This window comes from Mesorhizobium sp. 2RAF45 (genome assembly GCF_052115225.1).
Classification (GTDB): Bacteria; Pseudomonadota; Alphaproteobacteria; order Rhizobiales; family Rhizobiaceae; genus Mesorhizobium; species Mesorhizobium jarvisii.
The window spans coordinates 14,085-28,590 of sequence record NZ_JBFRGG010000007.1 but is presented as its reverse complement, the minus strand read 5'-3'; the positions used below and the strand labels follow the sequence as shown (position 1 = coordinate 28,590).

Here is a 14,506-nt window from a genome sequence, read left to right as displayed (position 1 = left end):
GCCTCGCGGTCGGAGGAAACAGGGGTGACCCAAAAGGAAGCCTACGAAAAGCTTATGCGCCTGTGTGAAAAGCAAGGCGCCGACCTGAATCAGTTTTTGTTCGATATTCAGGAGCATGCGGCCAAGGAAGACTTCGACAAGCTTCGCCGCATTGTCGGAAATATAATGGGCCTTGGACACTACAAGGCGTTCGAGATGATCGCGCACGACGTTCCAGAGTTGACGCCAAAGTGGATGAAGCAGGACTAATGCGCTCCCGCCAGCCGATCAGCCAGACTTCCCGCCTCGCGCACCGCGCCAGCGGTACGGCTGTTGCCAACCGCATGGTGCCGGAGGAGACGCCGGTGGCGTTTTCCTTTGCCGGAACCACGCATGCGGTGATGATGGCGAGCCCCGCCGACTTCGAGGATTTCGCGCTCGGCTTCTCGCTGACGGAAGGCATCATTGCCGACCCGCAAGAAATCGAGGCGATCGAGGTCGAGGATCATGGCGCCGGCATCGATATCCAGATCCGGCTCAAGGATAAGGCCAATACACGCTTCGAGGCGCGGCGGCGCAGGCTTGCCGGGCCGGTTGGCTGCGGGCTGTGCGGCATTGAATCCATCGAGGAAGCCATGCGCTCCGTCGACGCTGTTGGTGCGTCAAAACTTACGCTTGATACCGACGACATCGTCCGCTCCGTCAAGCTGTTGTCGAAGGTGCAGCCGCTGCATCAGGAAACCGGAGCCGTCCATGCCGCCGGCTTCTATATTCCCGGCAAGGGCGTCGTCATGGCGCGCGAGGATGTCGGCCGCCACAATGCGCTGGACAAGCTGGCCGGGGCGTTGGCCAAAGCCGGCATCGACGGTGCGTCGGGCGCTGTCGTGGTGACGTCGCGCGTGTCGGTCGAGATGGTGCAGAAGACGGCGGCGATCGGCTCCGCCTTCATCATCGCTGTCTCGGCGCCGACCGCGCTTGCCATCCGCACGGCCGATGAGGCCGGCATGACGCTGGTCGCCCTGGTGCGCGGCGAGGATTTCGATGTTTTCACCCACCCCGACCGGGTGGTTTTGGGAGTTGCCCAGCATGTCGCATGACGAAGACCACATCACGAGCACCAGCGAAAAGCTGGTGCGCATGGCCAACCAGATCGCGGCCTTCTTCCATTCCAAGTCACGCGAGGAAGGGGTTGCCGGCGTCGCCGAGCACATCAACAAATTCTGGGAACCGAGGATGCGGCGACAGTTCTTCGAACTGCTGGATAGCGGCGAAGGGTTCGATGAACTCGTCGTGGCTGCATCGGCCAGGATCAAGCGGCCGATCACGCCAGCCGAGGCCGATCTGAAGCTCGGACTCACCCCCTCCCCGGCAGACGTCGCCGCGTCACAAAAGTAGCCGCAGCGGGCGGTCCCGGTATACATTCACTTTCGCTAAAGTTTGAGCTGCCGCTACCGAAGCGGCTCTGCTATGGTTGACGATCAGAAATCGTCAGGCCGGGCGGAAGAAACTCGTGAGGCCGATCGAGACCCGATATGCCCTCAGCGGCGAGGCGCGGATCGCCTATCAGGTGGTCGGCCAGGGTTCGCTTGATCTCGTCTTCGTCCCGGGCTTCATTTCCAATCTCGACCTGCATTGGGAAGACGAGGGCTATACAAGGCTCTTGAGGCGGCTTTCGGCGTTCTCGCGGCTGATCCTGTTCGACAAGCGCGGCACCGGCCTTTCCGACCGTGTCGATGCGCACAACCTGCCCAGTCTTGAAACGCGCATGGACGATGTGCGCGCGGTGATGGACGCCGCCGGCAGCGGTCGTGCTGCCCTGCTTGGCGCTTCAGAAGGCGCGCCGATGGCAATGCTGTTCGCCGCCACCTATCCCGAGCGGACGCGCGCGCTGGCGCTCTATGGCGGCTATGCGCATTTCCACAAATGGGTGATGCCGCCCGAACGCCTCAACGCCTTCATCGCCACCGCCGAGACGGCCTGGGGCACCGGTGCCACCTTGCCGAATTTCGCGCCGGGCCGGGTCGACGACGCGCATTTTACCCAGTGGTGGGCGCGTTTCGAGCGGCTGTCGGCGAGCCCGACGGCAGCGGCGGCACTGGCGCGAATGAATGCGGAAATCGATGTACGTGGTGTGCTGGCGGCGATCAGCGCGCCGACGCTGCTGATCCATCGCCGCAACGATGCGCGGGTCGATCCCGACGCCAGCCGTTTCCTGGCCAAGAAAATCCCGAATGCGCGGCTGGTCGAGATTCCCGGGCGCGACCATCCGATCTGGACCGGCGATGTCGACCGGGTCGCCGACCTGATCGAGGAATTCCTGACCGGCGAGCGCGCCGTCGCCGAAGCCGACCGCGTGCTGGCGGCACTTCTGGTGACGCGCATCTACGATACGACGCGGATGGGCGACCGCGTGTGGAGCGAACGCAGCGAGCGCTTCCAGGAAACCTGGCGGTTGCTGGTCGGGCGCCATGGCGGCCGAGCGCTGGGTACGCAAGGCGAGATGATGATTTCGCGCTTCGATGGACCGGCGCGCGCCATACGCTGTGCAGCGGCGCTGCGCGAGGCAGCGCAAGGGATCGGCGTGGCCAGCGCGCAGGGCGCGCATGTCGGGGAGATCGAAATGCGCGGGCCGCCGGTGGGGCTGACGGCCCGCGTGACGATGCAGATCGCCGCGCGCGCCAGCCGGGGCGATATCCTGGCGTCGCGGCTGGTCGCTGATCTGGCAACCGGCTCAGGCCTGCATTTCGAAGACGCCAGCCGGGTCACGCTGGACGATCTGGACGAGCCCATGGCGCTGGTGCGGGCAATGTCGGAACAGCATCTGGAGCCTGACTGCCGCGCCAGGACCAAAACGACCGAACCGTCCGTGCTGACGGCGAGGGAAAGCGAGGTGGTGAGCCTGATTGCCGACGGCAAGAGCAATGCCGCGATCGCAGCCGAGCTCAGGCTGAGCGAACACACGGTCAAGCGCCACGTCGCCAACATATTGCTCAAGCTCGACCTGCCGTCGCGAGCGGCGGCGGCGGTATTCTCGGTCCGGCACACTGGCCCGGACGGGCCATGAGAGCCATGGCGCTTTCGGGCGAAGCGGCCAGGCGGATGTAAGCGCTATCAATTCCCCCATGCAGGCCAGGCGGATATCGCCGGAAGGGCACTGCGAACGGAGGATGAAATGCTCAAGTCAAAACTGAATGTCAGATCACTTGTGATCGCGGCAGGGATTGGCGCGCTGCTCACGATCTCTCCCGCGAAGGCCGAGGATGCGTCGGCGACAGCCGCCTACAAGGACATCCAGGCGACGCTCGGCTCCGTGCCGGACATGTTCAAGACACTGCCTGACGTCGCCATCGCCGGCGCCTGGGCCGAGATCAAGGGCGTCCAACTCAACCCGAAAACCGCTCTGGACGGCAAGACCAAGGAACTGATGGGCCTCGCGGTGGCCTCGCAGATACCTTGCCAGTACTGCATCTATTTCCATACCGAGGCCGCCAAGCTCAACGGCGCGAGCGACGAGGAGATCAAGGAGACGATCGCGATGGCGGCGATCGTGCGCCACTGGTCGACAATGCTCAATGGCAGCCAGGTCGATCTCGCCACGTTCAAGAAGCAGACCGACGATGTCTTCGCCGCCGTCAAGGCGAAGTCGCAGTGAAAATCCCTGCCTGGCGGCGAGCGTCGGGCAGTCCCTACTGAATATCAACCGCCCGATCGTGAAGACGGGCACATGGAGGATAAGATGCTGACCAAGACTCAAGTCGTGGATGGCGCGGCGATCAAGAAGGCGATCGAGAGCCGCGATGGTAAGATGCTGTCGAGCTTCTATGCCGACGACGCGTTGGTGCGGGTGATCGACCGCAACAACCCGCCGAGCAAGCCGCGCGAAGTCCGCGGGCGCGCGGCGATCGCCACCTTCTGGGACGACATCTGCAGCCGGGCGATGACCCACAAGGTCGACACCACGATCGCCGACGGCGACAGCCTCGCCTTCACCCAGGCCTGCGCCTATCCGGACGGCACGAAAGTGTTCGCCGCCGCGATGCTGGAGCTGAAGAACGGGCGGATCGCGCGGCAGACCGTCGTGCAAGCCTGGGACGAATAGGCAAACAGCCGCCAACTCAACCTTGGGAGGAACCAACATGTTCAGCGCCAGATGGCAGATCGACGCGAAGTTCGGGCATAAACAGACCGTGCTCGACCTGTTGAAGAAATGGGAACGCGAGATCGGCTCGCAGGTCGGCCTCGCCGAGCTGAAGTTCCAGATCATGACCGGATCGATCGGCGCACGCGAAGCGACGGTCGAGTCGCATCATCAGGTGGAAAGCCTGGCCCAGCTGGAGGCGATGTTCGCCAAGATCAGCAAGATCGACGCACACGCCAAATGGGGCAAGGAGATGGAGCCCTACGTCGTGTCAGGCACCAGCCTGTGGAACATCTATCGTATCGTCGAGTAGCGTTCTTCTCCCCGTTCACGGCAGGGGGATTCCCCTGCCGTGAACGGGGAGAAGGAATGCGTTATGCGTGCGCAACCATGACATGCCGCACGGCGGTATAGTCTTCCAGCGCGTAGAGCGACATATCCTTGCCGTAGCCGGACTGCTTCAGACCGCCATGTGGCATCTCGTTGGTCAGCATGAAATGGGTGTTGATCCACGTGCAGCCATATTGCAGACGTGCCGCCGTCGCCATGGCGCGCGAGACGTCCTTGGTCCACACCGATGACGCCAGGCCGTAGTCGCTGTCATTGGCCCAGTTAACCGCTTCGTCGACTTCCGTGAAACGGGTGATCGAGACGACCGGGCCGAACACCTCGCGGCGTACGATTTCGTCCTCCTGCAGCGCGCCGGCGACGACGGTCGGCTGATAGTAGAAGCCGGTGCCCTCGCCCGGCTTGCCGCCGGTGGTGATCTCGATGTGCTTCAATTCCGAGGCGCGTTCGACGAAGCTCGACACGCGGTCGCGCTGGCGGCGCGAGATCAGCGGGCCAATCTCGTTTTCGGTGTCGTCCGGCTGGTTGTACTTGATGGTCGAAACCGCCGAGGACAGATCGGCGACGAGCTTGTCGTAGATCTTCTTGCCGGCATAGATGCGGCAGGCAGCGGTGCAGTCCTGGCCGGCATTGTAGTAACCGAAGGCGCGCAGGCCGTTGACGACGGAACCTAGATCGGCGTCGTCGAAGACGACGACGGGCGCCTTGCCGCCGAGTTCGAGATGCGTGCGCTTGACCGATTTGGCGGCCGCCTGCAGCACCTTCTTGCCGGTGGCGACATCGCCGGTGATCGAGATCATGTTGACCTTGGGATGGTTGATCAGCGCGTTGCCGACGCTATCGCCGCGGCCGAGCACGACATTGACCACGCCTGCGGGGAGGATTTCGGCCAGGATCCTGGCCAGCTTCAGCGCCGTCAGCGGCGTCTGCTCCGACGGCTTGAAGACGACGGTGTTGCCGCCGCCGATCGCCGGCGCCAGCTTCCAGGCCATCATCATCAGCGGGTAGTTCCAGGGCGCGATCGAGGCGACGATGCCGATCGGATCGCGCCGCACCATCGAGGTGTGGCCGGGAAGATATTCGCCGGCGACGACGCCCGGCATCGAACGGACCGCGCCGGCGAAGAAGCGGTAGCAGTCGACGATGGCCGGAATCTCGTCATTGAGCACGGAATTGATCGGCTTGCCGCAGTTCAGCGCCTCGAGAGCGGCGAAGTCCTTGGCCTCGGCCTCGATGCGGTCGGCGATCTTGAGGAGATAACCAGAGCGCTGCGCCGGCGTCGTGCGCGACCACAAGACGAACGCCTGTTCGGCGGCCGCCACCGCCGCCTCGATCTGCGCCTGGCTGGCCTCGGGCAGGTTGAGAATGGTCGCCCCGGTCTTCGGATTGAGGATCGGCTCCTCAGTCTCGGCGCCGTTCTCGAATTTCGAGCCGATCAGCATCTGGGTGTCCATGGACGTCTCTCCCTTACGAACTGACGTTATTTGCCCGAACCGGCGATCTGGTCGCCGTCGCGGGTGAGGTAATAGGCAAACAGGATGGGCAGCAGCGTCACCAGCACGACGACCATGGCCACGACATTGGTGACCGGGCGCTGGCGCGGGCGGATCAGTTCCTCCAGCATCCAGATCGGCACGGTCTGCTGCTGGCCGGCGGTGAAGGTGGTGACGATGACCTCGTCGAAGGACAGCGCGAAGGCGAGCATGCCGCCGGCAAGCAGCGCGGTGGCGATGTTGGGCAGCACGACATGGCGGAAGGTCTGAAAACCGTCGGCGCCGAGATCCATAGACGCCTCGATCATCGAACCGGATGTGCGGCGGAAACGGGCGACCGCATTGTTGTAGACGACGACCACGCAGAAAGTGGCGTGGCCGAGCACGATGGTCCAGAACGAGAAAGGAATGTCGGCGAGCGAAAAGGCCGAGCGGAGCGCGATACCGGTGATGATGCCGGGCAGCGCGATCGGCAGGATGACCAGCAGCGAGATGGTCTCGCGGCCGAAGAATTTCGTCCGTGACACAGCGGCGGCGCACAGCGTGCCGAGCACCAGTGCGATCGCCGTCGAGATGGTGGCGACGCGCACCGACAGCGACAGCGCTTCCCAGACGTCAGGCCGGTTCCATGTGACGGCGAACCACTGCGTGGTCAGCCCCGGCGGCGGCCAGACGAAGCTCTTCTCCTCGGTGGTGAAGGCGTAGACGAAGATCAGCAGGATCGGCAAATGCAGGAAGAGCAGGCCGCAAGCGGCGGCGATCTTCAAGCCGAGCGGAGCCGATTGACCACGGTCAGAGCGCATCGAAAGCCCCCATGCGCTTGGCGCCCCAGAGGTAGAAACCCATGATGACGATGGGCACCACGGTGAAGGCGGCGGCGAGCGGGATGTTGCCGGCGGTGCCTTGCTGCGAATAGACGGCCTGGCCGATGAACAGGCGCGACGTGCCGATGATCTGTGGGATGATGTAATCGCCCAATGTCAGCGAGAAGGTGAAGATCGAGCCGGCGACAATGCCGGGCAGCGCCAACGGGAACAGCACGTTGCGGAAGGTCTGGCCGGGCGAAGCGCCGAGATCGGAGGAGGCTTCGACCAGATTGCCGGGCACGCGCTCGAGGGCCGCCTGTACCGGGAGGATCATGAAGGGCAGCCAGACATAGACGAAGACGATGAATGTGCCGGTGAACGACACCGACAGCGAGTTGCCGCCGACGATCGGCAACGCCAGCCAGGCCTCGAGCAGCCACAGCACATGCAACTTGGCGAAGAGCCAGGTGAGGATGCCTTCCTTGGCCAGGATAAGCTTCCAGGCATAGATCTTGACCAGATAGCTCGACCACAGCGGCAGCATGACGCCGAGATAGAACAGCGCCTTCCAGCGGCCACGGGCATAGCGCGCGGCATAGTAGGCGATCGGAAAGGCGACGATGGCCGAGGCCACGGCGACGAGAGCCGCCATCGTCACCGTGCGCAGGATGATGTCGAGATTGGCGGCCTGCAACAGGTCGCCATAGGTCTTCAGCGTGAACTGGCGGTTGATGAGGCCGGAGAACTCGTCGATGGAGAAAAAGCTCTGTGCCAGCAGCGCGAAGAGCGAGCCGATATAGACGATGCCGAGCCACAGCACCGGCGGCAAAAGCATGAGCAGCAGAAGCAGTTGCGGCCGGCGCCAGAACAGGTCCGACAGCGCGCCGCGCATGCCGCCGCTGCCTGGCAGGATGGCAGGAGCCGTGGCGCGCGGCATGGTGGCGTCGACGCTCATGCCGGCTCATCCATCAGATGCAGGTGCTCGCGGTTGAAGGTGAGCACCACCGCTTCGCCCTCGGCAGGCAGCGCCGTGCCGGCTGGCACCACGGCGTGCAGCTTCAACCCTTCGGCATCTAGCGCCAGCCTGGTGGTGGCGCCGAGATAGTTGGTCGAGATCAGGCGGGCGGCGACGCCTTCGCCGCTTGCAGCGCGGCTGACGCGAATGGATTCGGGGCGGAGGCTGCCCCAGCGATGCTGGCCGGAATAACGTTGAACGAAATCCGGCGGCAGCACGTTGGAAGAGCCGACGAAATCGGCGACGAAGCGGGTTCTCGGCCGCTGATAAATATCCTCCGGCGTGCCGATCTGCATGATCCTGCCGTCGTTGAAGACGGCGACGCGGTCGGCCATCGACAGCGCCTCACCCTGGTCGTGGGTGACGAAGACGAAGGTGATGCCGAGCGCCTTCTGCAGCGATTTCAGTTCCTCCTGCATGTTCTCGCGCAGCTTGAGGTCAAGCGCGCCGAGCGGCTCGTCGAGCAACAGCACCTTGGGCTGGTTGACCAGAGCGCGGGCGAGCGCGACGCGCTGGCGCTGGCCGCCGGAAAGCTGGCCGGGGCGGCGGGCGCCGTAGCCTGGCAGCCGCACCAGCGACAGGGCCTCCTCGGCCGCCTTGTGCCGCTCGGCCCTGCCCACGCCCTTGACCATCAGCCCATAGGCGACGTTATCAAGCACATTGAGATGCGGGAACAGCGCGTAGTCCTGGAAGACGGTGTTGACGTTGCGGCGATAGGGCGGCACGCCCTCGGCGCGCTCACCGAAGATCGAGATCGAGCCCGAAGTCGGCTGCTCGAAGCCGGCGATGAGGCGCAGGCATGTCGTCTTGCCGGACCCGGAAGGCCCGAGCATGGCGAAGAACTCGCCCGGCGCGATGTCGAGATCGACCGCGTCGACGGCGCGAACGCTGCCGAAATGGCGCGAGACTTTCTGGAAGGAGACGGCTGATGTCATGGGCTGTCCTGATCTGTCAGGCTCATCAAATTCAGGCGGCGGTGCTGCCCCTCATCCGCCTACCGGCACCTTCTCCCCGTATAGTGACGGGGAGAAGGGACTTGGCGGAAACGCTGGCGCGACACCCCTCTCCCGTTCTTCACGGGTAGAGGGAAAGGGTGAGGGGCAGCGCTATGCTCTCAGCGACGCGGAATCACCGTCCGCCGATGACGCCGATATAGTCCGACACCCAGCGGTAGTAAGGCACGCACTTGTCGTTCTGGGTGACGCATTTCGAGACCGGCGTCTTCCAGAACTTGATCTTGTCGAAATTGTCGTAGCCGTTGGTCTTGCAGCCTTCGTCGGTCAGGAGCTCGTTGCCCTTGCAGGCGGCGGGAACGACAGGGAGCGATCCGAACCAGGCCGAGACATCGCCCTGCACCTTCGGCGACAGCGAATGTTCGAGCCACATATAGGCGCAGTTTGGATGCGCCGCGTCGGCTTCCATCATGGTGGTGTCGGCCCAGCCGGTGACGCCTTCTTCCGGCACGGTCGAGGCAACCGGCTTCTTGGCGGCGACCAGCGTGTTGACCTGATACGGCCATGACCCGGAGGCGACGACGCCTTCATTCTGGAAATCGTCGACCTGGATGGCGGCGTCATGCCAGTAGCGGCCGACCAGCGTGCGCTGGACGCGCAGCAGTTCGAGCGCTGCCTTGTACTGGTCCTCGTTGAGTTCGTAGGGATCCTTGATGCCGAGTTCCGGCTTATGGAACATCAGATAGTTGGCGGCATCGGCGATGTGGATCGGCCCGTCATAGGCCTGGACGCGGCCCTTGTTAGACTTGCCGTCCGGCAGCTTCATCTCCTCGAAGACGACGTTCCAGCTCTTCGGCGCTTCCTTGAACACCTCGGTGTTGTACATCAGGATGTTCGGCCCCCACTGGTAAGGAACGCCGTAATGCACCTTGTCGACGGTGAACCAGGGGGCGTCCTTCAGCCGGTCGTCAACCGTCTTCCAGCTCGGGATGAGATCGGTGTTGATCGGCTGTACGCGCTTGCCGGCGACGAGGCGCAACGAGGCATCGCCCGAAGCCGTGACGAGGTCGAAGCCACCCTCGTTCATCAGCGAGACCATCTCGTCGGAGGTGTTGGCGGTCTTGACGTTGACCTTGCAGCCGCTCTCCTTTTCGAAGGCGGTGACCCAGTCATAGCCCTTGTCGGTCTCGCCGCGCTCGATATAGCCCGGCCAGGCAACGATGTTGACCTGGCCCTCGCCCTTGCCGAGTTCCTTGACCTGGGCGATGGCCTGACCGGAGAAGGTCAGCGCGACCGTCAGCGCCGTGCACGACTTCAGGAATGAATTCATCATCGATCTCCCATTTTGGCGCATGGCCCCGAAACCGCTCCGGTTTTCGCCAGATCACGCGCGGACTGAAAAACATATCAGTTCGTCCTGTGGACTTGATGCCGCTCTGCTGGCGGCTTTGGTCCCTGAAACCGAACGTGCTTGGAAAATTCCGGTTTCGCAAATTCATTTATCAGAACGACGATATCGGTTTTTCCGATAGACAGCCACCGCCTCAAGCATGCGCGGTCACCAGCCAGCAAGCGGCGTTAAAGCGAGCCTCACCGTCCTTAACGAAAGGCGCGAACGCAGCCGGTAACACCGTGGTGATTTTTTCGGCCGTTGCCCGGTCAACCTCGCGCAGCGCGGCGCCGAGCGGCCCTAGCCGGGTGGCATACGCCATCAGATCGCGTTGGGCGATCCGACACGGGACGTCCGCCTGTTCGACTTCGATCGAAGCCCAGCCGCTCGCTTCCAGGATCCGCTTCACCTTGGCGCCGTCGGCAAAGGCAAACTGACCCGGCGCATCGGGGTCTGGCGCCGGTGCAGGCGGCAGGAAAGGCGCAGCCGCTCGCACGGCCGTCGTCATGAAATCATTCTCGAGCGGACTGCGCCAGGCAACAAAGGCGAGTTTGCCACGGCGCCTCACGGCCTTTCTTATGTTGGTGAACGCGGCCATGGGATCATCGAAGAACATGACACCGAAGCGGGAGATTACAGCGTCGAAATGCCCGGATTCGAACGCATATGTCTGGGCATCGCCCACTTCAAAACTTGCGTTTGCTACCTCTCCCAGCTTCGTGCGCTCCGTCGCCAGGGCGACAAGCGGCTGCGAGATGTCTAGCCCCACACAATTTCCGTCGTTGCCCACGCGGCGCGCCATCGCCAGAGTCGTGGCGCCTGCACCGCAGCCGATGTCCAGGACATTGCTCCCTTCCCTGGGATAGCCGGCATCGACCACCAGCCGCTCGAACGGCGCCAGTATCTCGTCGAGGATCGGCTGCATCTCGACCCAGGCCTTTCCGCTGACATCGTTCCAGAGCGCGGCTTGGCGTGTGTTTGGCGGCGCGGATTGCGGCATAACGGACCTCGCTTTCATGTTGCTCTCACCGATCGTCGCGAGCACTCTACGAGTTCAAGCCGACTTGAGGTCAAGCATGAAAGACATGGACATTGCCGAGGTGTCGCGCCGCACCGGCGTGCCCGCCTCCACACTTCGCTACTACGAGGAGAAGGGCCTCGTCGCCTCGATCGGCCGTCGCGGCCAACGCCGCCTGTTCGACCCTGCCGTCCTGGACCGGCTCGCCTTGATCGCGCTCGGACGCGCCGGTGGATTCACACTGGACGAGATTTCCTCGATGCTGACGCCCGACGGCCTGCCGAAAATGGATCGAGGGCGCCTCGATGCCAAGGCGAACGAACTGGACCAAATCATCCAGCGCCTGAGGGCGATCCGAGAGGCTTTGCGTCACGCCGCTAAATGTCCGGCCGCCCGGCCGATGGAGTGCCCGACTTTCCGCCGCGCCGTCAGGCTTGCGGGCACCGGCCGCTTCGAGGTTGCTCCGCTCGCGCCGTTCAGGGCGGAGGCGGTTTCCGTCACAAGGCGCAAGCGCGAGACTGGCGACGTTCGCCTGGAGTAGGCCATGCTAGCGGCGGACCGTGCGCTGCGACTGGGCAAGTCCGATGAAATCGCGCGCCGCCTGCGGCAGGCTGGAGCCCCGCCGCCAAACCATGCCGACCTGCACCACCGGCAAGGAGCCGGAAATATCGCGTGATTCGATGCGGTCGCCTTCGAGCGACCATGGCCGGTAGACAAGGTCGGGCAGCAGCGCCACGCCGGCACCGGTGGCGACCAGGCTGCGCACCGCTTCCACCGAACGGGTGCGGAAGGCGACATGTGGCTTGGCGCCGATCGCCGCCAGCAGCTTTCCCGTGTTTTCCTCGATCTCGTCGACGGTGAGCATGATCAGCGTCTCGCCGGCTATGTCGCCAATGCCGATGATGTCGGCGCCGGCGAGCGGGTGGCCGAGCGGCAGCCACAGCCGATAGGCCGAGACTTCGAGGATTTCCGACTGCAGCGCCGTGCGGTCGCGCAAGTTGGACGTCACCATCACGGCGATATCCAGCTTCCCGCCGATCAAGAGATGTTCGAGGTAGTCGCCATTGTCCTCAATGGCCGAGACCTCGACGCCCGGATGGGCGCGGCGGTAGCGGGCAAGCAGATCCGACAGCACATAGCCGGCGACCAGCGAGGTGACGCCAAGCTGCAGCCGCCCTCCCGCCACCGCCTGTTCGCCGGAAAAAGAGCGGCGGGCGTCGGACACGTCAGCAAGGATCTTGGTCGCGTGGCGCAGGAACTGGTGGCCCTTATGGGTGATGTTGAGGCCGCGCGGATGGCGCTCGAACAATTCGACGCCGAGATCGCTTTCGAGCTCCTTGATCGCTTCGGTGACCGACGATTGCGAGATGGAGAGGTTTTGTGCGGCGCCCGACACCGTGCCTTGTTCGGCGACGGCGATGAAGAACTGCAGCTGGCGGATGGTGAAGGCCATGGCCGGACTAAACACCGGCGGCCGGGCGAAGGAAAGCCGATGGCGGAACTTATCCCATGACCGGTGGTGCTCAGCCGAGCGCCAGCCTGATGCGCCGCCGCCATGCGGGGCCATAGCGCAATGCAAGCATGCAGACCGTCTCCAGCGCCACGACAATGACGATGATGCGCAAGCCCACCGTGAAGGAATCCTGGCCGCTGCCGCGCAAGAGGTAGCCGGTCAGGAGGAAGCCAGCATTCCAGATTGTGGCGCCCAGCAGCGTCGCCATCGCGAAGGGCAGCGCCGGCAGACAAAGCGCGCCCGCCGCGATCGGCAGATAGTTGCGCACCGTCGGGTGGCTTTCTCGGCCAGGACGGGCGCACGCCAGGCGCCATCCTCGACGATGCAAGGCGGCAATTGCTGGCCTATCCCACAGCCAGACTTGTCGATGCCCGTGCGGACAGAGCCGTCGCCAACAGCAGCAGCGATTTCGAGATCACCACCGATGACGGCGAGACATTCGGCGCGGCGCGGCTGGTGCTGGCCACCGGCGTGCGCGACATCCTGCCGGAGGTTCACGGGCTTGCCGAGCAATGGGGCAAGACCGTGTTGCACTGCCCCTATTGCCACGGCTACGAGGTCTCCGGCGGGCAGCTTGGCGTGCTCGCGACCGGCCCGATGTCCATGCATCAGGCGCAGCTGATCGCCGATTGGGGCGACGTCACGCTGTTCGGAAACGGCCAGATCGAGCCTGACGCCGAGCAGATGCTCGCTTTGGATGGCAAGAAAGTCAGGTTCGAACCCGCGACCGTCAGCGAACTCAGGGAAGACAGCTCCGGCGGTTTGATCGTCCACCTCGACGGCGGCCGGACGGCCGGCGTCAGGGCGATGTTCACCGCGCCGCGCAACACGATGCACAACATCGCCTTCGCTGTATCGGGCGGGACTTTTGCCGGCGTATGCGCCCACCAGTCGCTGGTGTTCGGCTAAAATCCGGCTTCGCCGCCGGCGATGCTGAGCCGCGCGCCGGCCTGCGCCAGCGCCGCGGCTATGTCGTGCGGCGGCGAACGGTCGGTGGCGAGTTCGGAAAAGCCGTCGAAGCCACAGACCTGGACCAGGCCCTGGCGGCCGAACTTGGTGTGGTCGGTGATGACGAGCGAACGCTGGCCACGCGACAGCACCATGCGGGCGAATTCGGCCTCTTCCAGATCGTAGTCCATGACCCCAGTCACCGCATCGACGGCGCCGGTGGAGATGATGGCATGGCTGACGGAGAAGCGGCTGACGAACTCGATGGCCGAAGTGCCGAACGCGGCACCTGAATCGCTGCGCAATTCGCCGCCGGCCATGTAGACCTTGTTGCCGTTGATGGTGGCTAGCGTGCGGGCGATATCGGAAGAGTTGGTGACGACCGTCAGGCGCCGGTGGCCGAGCAGTTCCCGGGCCAGGAATGAGGTCGTGGTGCCGGTGTCCAGCATGACCGATTCCCCGTCGCGGATGGTGGCGGCGACCATGCGGGCAATGATGCGCTTGGCATCGGCATTCTCGCGCATGCGCCGTTCGAACGGCGCCTCGCCGACCATGGATGGCAGGCCGATGGCGCCATGCATCTTCAGAACCGACCCGTCGCTGGTGAGTGGCTTGACGTCGCGACGCACGGTTTCCAATGAAACACCCAGCCGATCGGCCAGGCTGGCGATGGTGACGGTTCCTTCTTCCTGCAGCAGACGCAGGATCTCGCCATGGCGTTTTGAATGGATCATTGGGTTTCCCAAGCTTCGCCTTTTGACCGGTTTTAAGGTAATTCAAGCACTTTTAAAGATATCGCCCCTTGGTTTCGGGCAAAACACCCAAAAAAAGTCACATCTCTTTATTGACAACCGGGCAACCCTGGCGTGAAATCCAGGGCATCAGCAGAGGTTCGGAGCTGCAAC

Annotated in this window: 18 protein-coding genes; 9 read left to right on the top strand and 9 right to left on the bottom strand. The window is 63.9% G+C overall.

Going from position 1 to position 14,506, the window contains the following annotated elements; genetic code table 11:
* The first annotated feature begins 24 nt into the window (after positions 1-24).
* From AB4Z43_RS19505 to AB4Z43_RS19475, 7 genes are all read left to right on the top strand, one after another.
* On the top strand, positions 25-249 hold the full coding sequence (locus AB4Z43_RS19505) for a hypothetical protein (protein WP_019862958.1): 225 nt from the start codon (positions 25-27) through the stop codon (positions 247-249).
* Positions 249-1,076, top strand: coding sequence for a formate dehydrogenase accessory sulfurtransferase FdhD (gene fdhD, locus AB4Z43_RS19500; RefSeq protein WP_064984532.1), 828 nt, complete (start codon positions 249-251; stop codon positions 1,074-1,076). Before AB4Z43_RS19505 ends, fdhD begins: the two co-directional genes overlap by 1 nt.
* Entirely contained in the window at positions 1,066-1,374 is a 309-nt protein-coding gene (locus tag AB4Z43_RS19495; protein WP_019862956.1) for a formate dehydrogenase subunit delta, read from the top strand. Before fdhD ends, AB4Z43_RS19495 begins: the two co-directional genes overlap by 11 nt.
* A 115-nt stretch (positions 1,375-1,489) precedes the next feature.
* Positions 1,490-3,043, top strand: coding sequence for an alpha/beta fold hydrolase (locus AB4Z43_RS19490; protein WP_027047700.1), 1,554 nt, complete (start codon positions 1,490-1,492; stop codon positions 3,041-3,043).
* Positions 3,044-3,151: 108 nt separating this feature from the next.
* Positions 3,152-3,631 (top strand): carboxymuconolactone decarboxylase family protein, encoded by a 480-nt coding sequence (locus AB4Z43_RS19485; protein WP_019862954.1) that lies wholly within the window; start codon positions 3,152-3,154, stop codon positions 3,629-3,631.
* Between the two features lie 84 nt (positions 3,632-3,715).
* Positions 3,716-4,078, top strand: a complete 363-nt coding sequence (locus AB4Z43_RS19480) for a nuclear transport factor 2 family protein (protein WP_027047699.1) — start codon at positions 3,716-3,718, stop codon at positions 4,076-4,078.
* A gap of 37 nt (positions 4,079-4,115) precedes the next feature.
* Positions 4,116-4,430 carry a hypothetical protein gene (locus AB4Z43_RS19475; protein ID WP_010913185.1) on the top strand — a complete coding sequence of 105 codons (315 nt, stop codon included), beginning with the start codon at positions 4,116-4,118 and terminating at the stop codon, positions 4,428-4,430.
* Between the two features lie 61 nt (positions 4,431-4,491).
* Here the strand turns inward: AB4Z43_RS19475 and AB4Z43_RS19470 are convergent, their stop codons facing one another.
* The 6 genes from AB4Z43_RS19470 to AB4Z43_RS19445 form a co-directional block, all read right to left on the bottom strand.
* Positions 4,492-5,919, bottom strand: a complete 1,428-nt coding sequence (locus AB4Z43_RS19470; RefSeq protein WP_019862951.1) for a gamma-aminobutyraldehyde dehydrogenase — start codon at positions 5,917-5,919, stop codon at positions 4,492-4,494.
* Between the two features lie 26 nt (positions 5,920-5,945).
* Positions 5,946-6,761 (bottom strand): ABC transporter permease, encoded by an 816-nt coding sequence (locus tag AB4Z43_RS19465; protein WP_019862950.1) that lies wholly within the window; start codon positions 6,759-6,761, stop codon positions 5,946-5,948.
* The gene (locus AB4Z43_RS19460) at positions 6,751-7,701 is read right to left on the bottom strand and encodes an ABC transporter permease (protein ID WP_441938826.1); all 951 of its coding nucleotides are present in this window, start codon (positions 7,699-7,701) and stop codon (positions 6,751-6,753) included. Before AB4Z43_RS19460 ends, AB4Z43_RS19465 begins: the two co-directional genes overlap by 11 nt.
* 14 nt (positions 7,702-7,715) lie before the next feature.
* Positions 7,716-8,714: an ABC transporter ATP-binding protein gene (locus AB4Z43_RS19455; RefSeq protein ID WP_441938758.1), complete on the bottom strand. Its 999-nt coding sequence runs from the start codon at positions 8,712-8,714 to the stop codon at positions 7,716-7,718.
* A 193-nt stretch (positions 8,715-8,907) separates the two neighbouring features.
* Positions 8,908-10,062, bottom strand: a complete 1,155-nt coding sequence (locus tag AB4Z43_RS19450) for an ABC transporter substrate-binding protein (protein ID WP_027047698.1) — start codon at positions 10,060-10,062, stop codon at positions 8,908-8,910.
* 214 nt (positions 10,063-10,276) lie between these two features.
* Positions 10,277-11,167, bottom strand: a complete 891-nt coding sequence (locus AB4Z43_RS19445) for a class I SAM-dependent methyltransferase (protein WP_441938757.1) — start codon at positions 11,165-11,167, stop codon at positions 10,277-10,279.
* 31 nt (positions 11,168-11,198) lie between these two features.
* Between AB4Z43_RS19445 and AB4Z43_RS19440 the strand changes: the two genes are divergently transcribed.
* Positions 11,199-11,681 carry a helix-turn-helix domain-containing protein gene (locus tag AB4Z43_RS19440; protein ID WP_441938756.1) on the top strand — a complete coding sequence of 161 codons (483 nt, stop codon included), beginning with the start codon at positions 11,199-11,201 and terminating at the stop codon, positions 11,679-11,681.
* A 6-nt stretch (positions 11,682-11,687) separates the two neighbouring features.
* On the opposite strand, the gene AB4Z43_RS19435 is transcribed toward AB4Z43_RS19440, so the two are convergent.
* Both AB4Z43_RS19435 and AB4Z43_RS19430 read right to left on the bottom strand, forming a co-directional pair.
* A complete protein-coding gene (locus AB4Z43_RS19435; RefSeq protein ID WP_441938755.1) occupies positions 11,688-12,593 on the bottom strand; it encodes a LysR family transcriptional regulator in 906 nt (301 codons plus the stop codon).
* Between the two features lie 70 nt (positions 12,594-12,663).
* Positions 12,664-12,921 carry a hypothetical protein gene (locus AB4Z43_RS19430; RefSeq protein ID WP_441938754.1) on the bottom strand — a complete coding sequence of 86 codons (258 nt, stop codon included), beginning with the start codon at positions 12,919-12,921 and terminating at the stop codon, positions 12,664-12,666.
* A 68-nt stretch (positions 12,922-12,989) separates the two neighbouring features.
* On the opposite strand from AB4Z43_RS19430, the gene AB4Z43_RS19425 reads away from it, so the two are divergent.
* Positions 12,990-13,562: a hypothetical protein gene (locus AB4Z43_RS19425; protein ID WP_441938753.1), complete on the top strand. Its 573-nt coding sequence runs from the start codon at positions 12,990-12,992 to the stop codon at positions 13,560-13,562.
* On the opposite strand, the gene AB4Z43_RS19420 is transcribed toward AB4Z43_RS19425, so the two are convergent.
* On the bottom strand, positions 13,559-14,335 hold the full coding sequence (locus AB4Z43_RS19420; RefSeq protein WP_019862936.1) for a DeoR/GlpR family DNA-binding transcription regulator: 777 nt from the start codon (positions 14,333-14,335) through the stop codon (positions 13,559-13,561). The two genes, AB4Z43_RS19425 and AB4Z43_RS19420, sit on opposite strands and share 4 nt — an antisense overlap.
* Between the last annotated feature and the right edge of the window lie 171 nt (positions 14,336-14,506).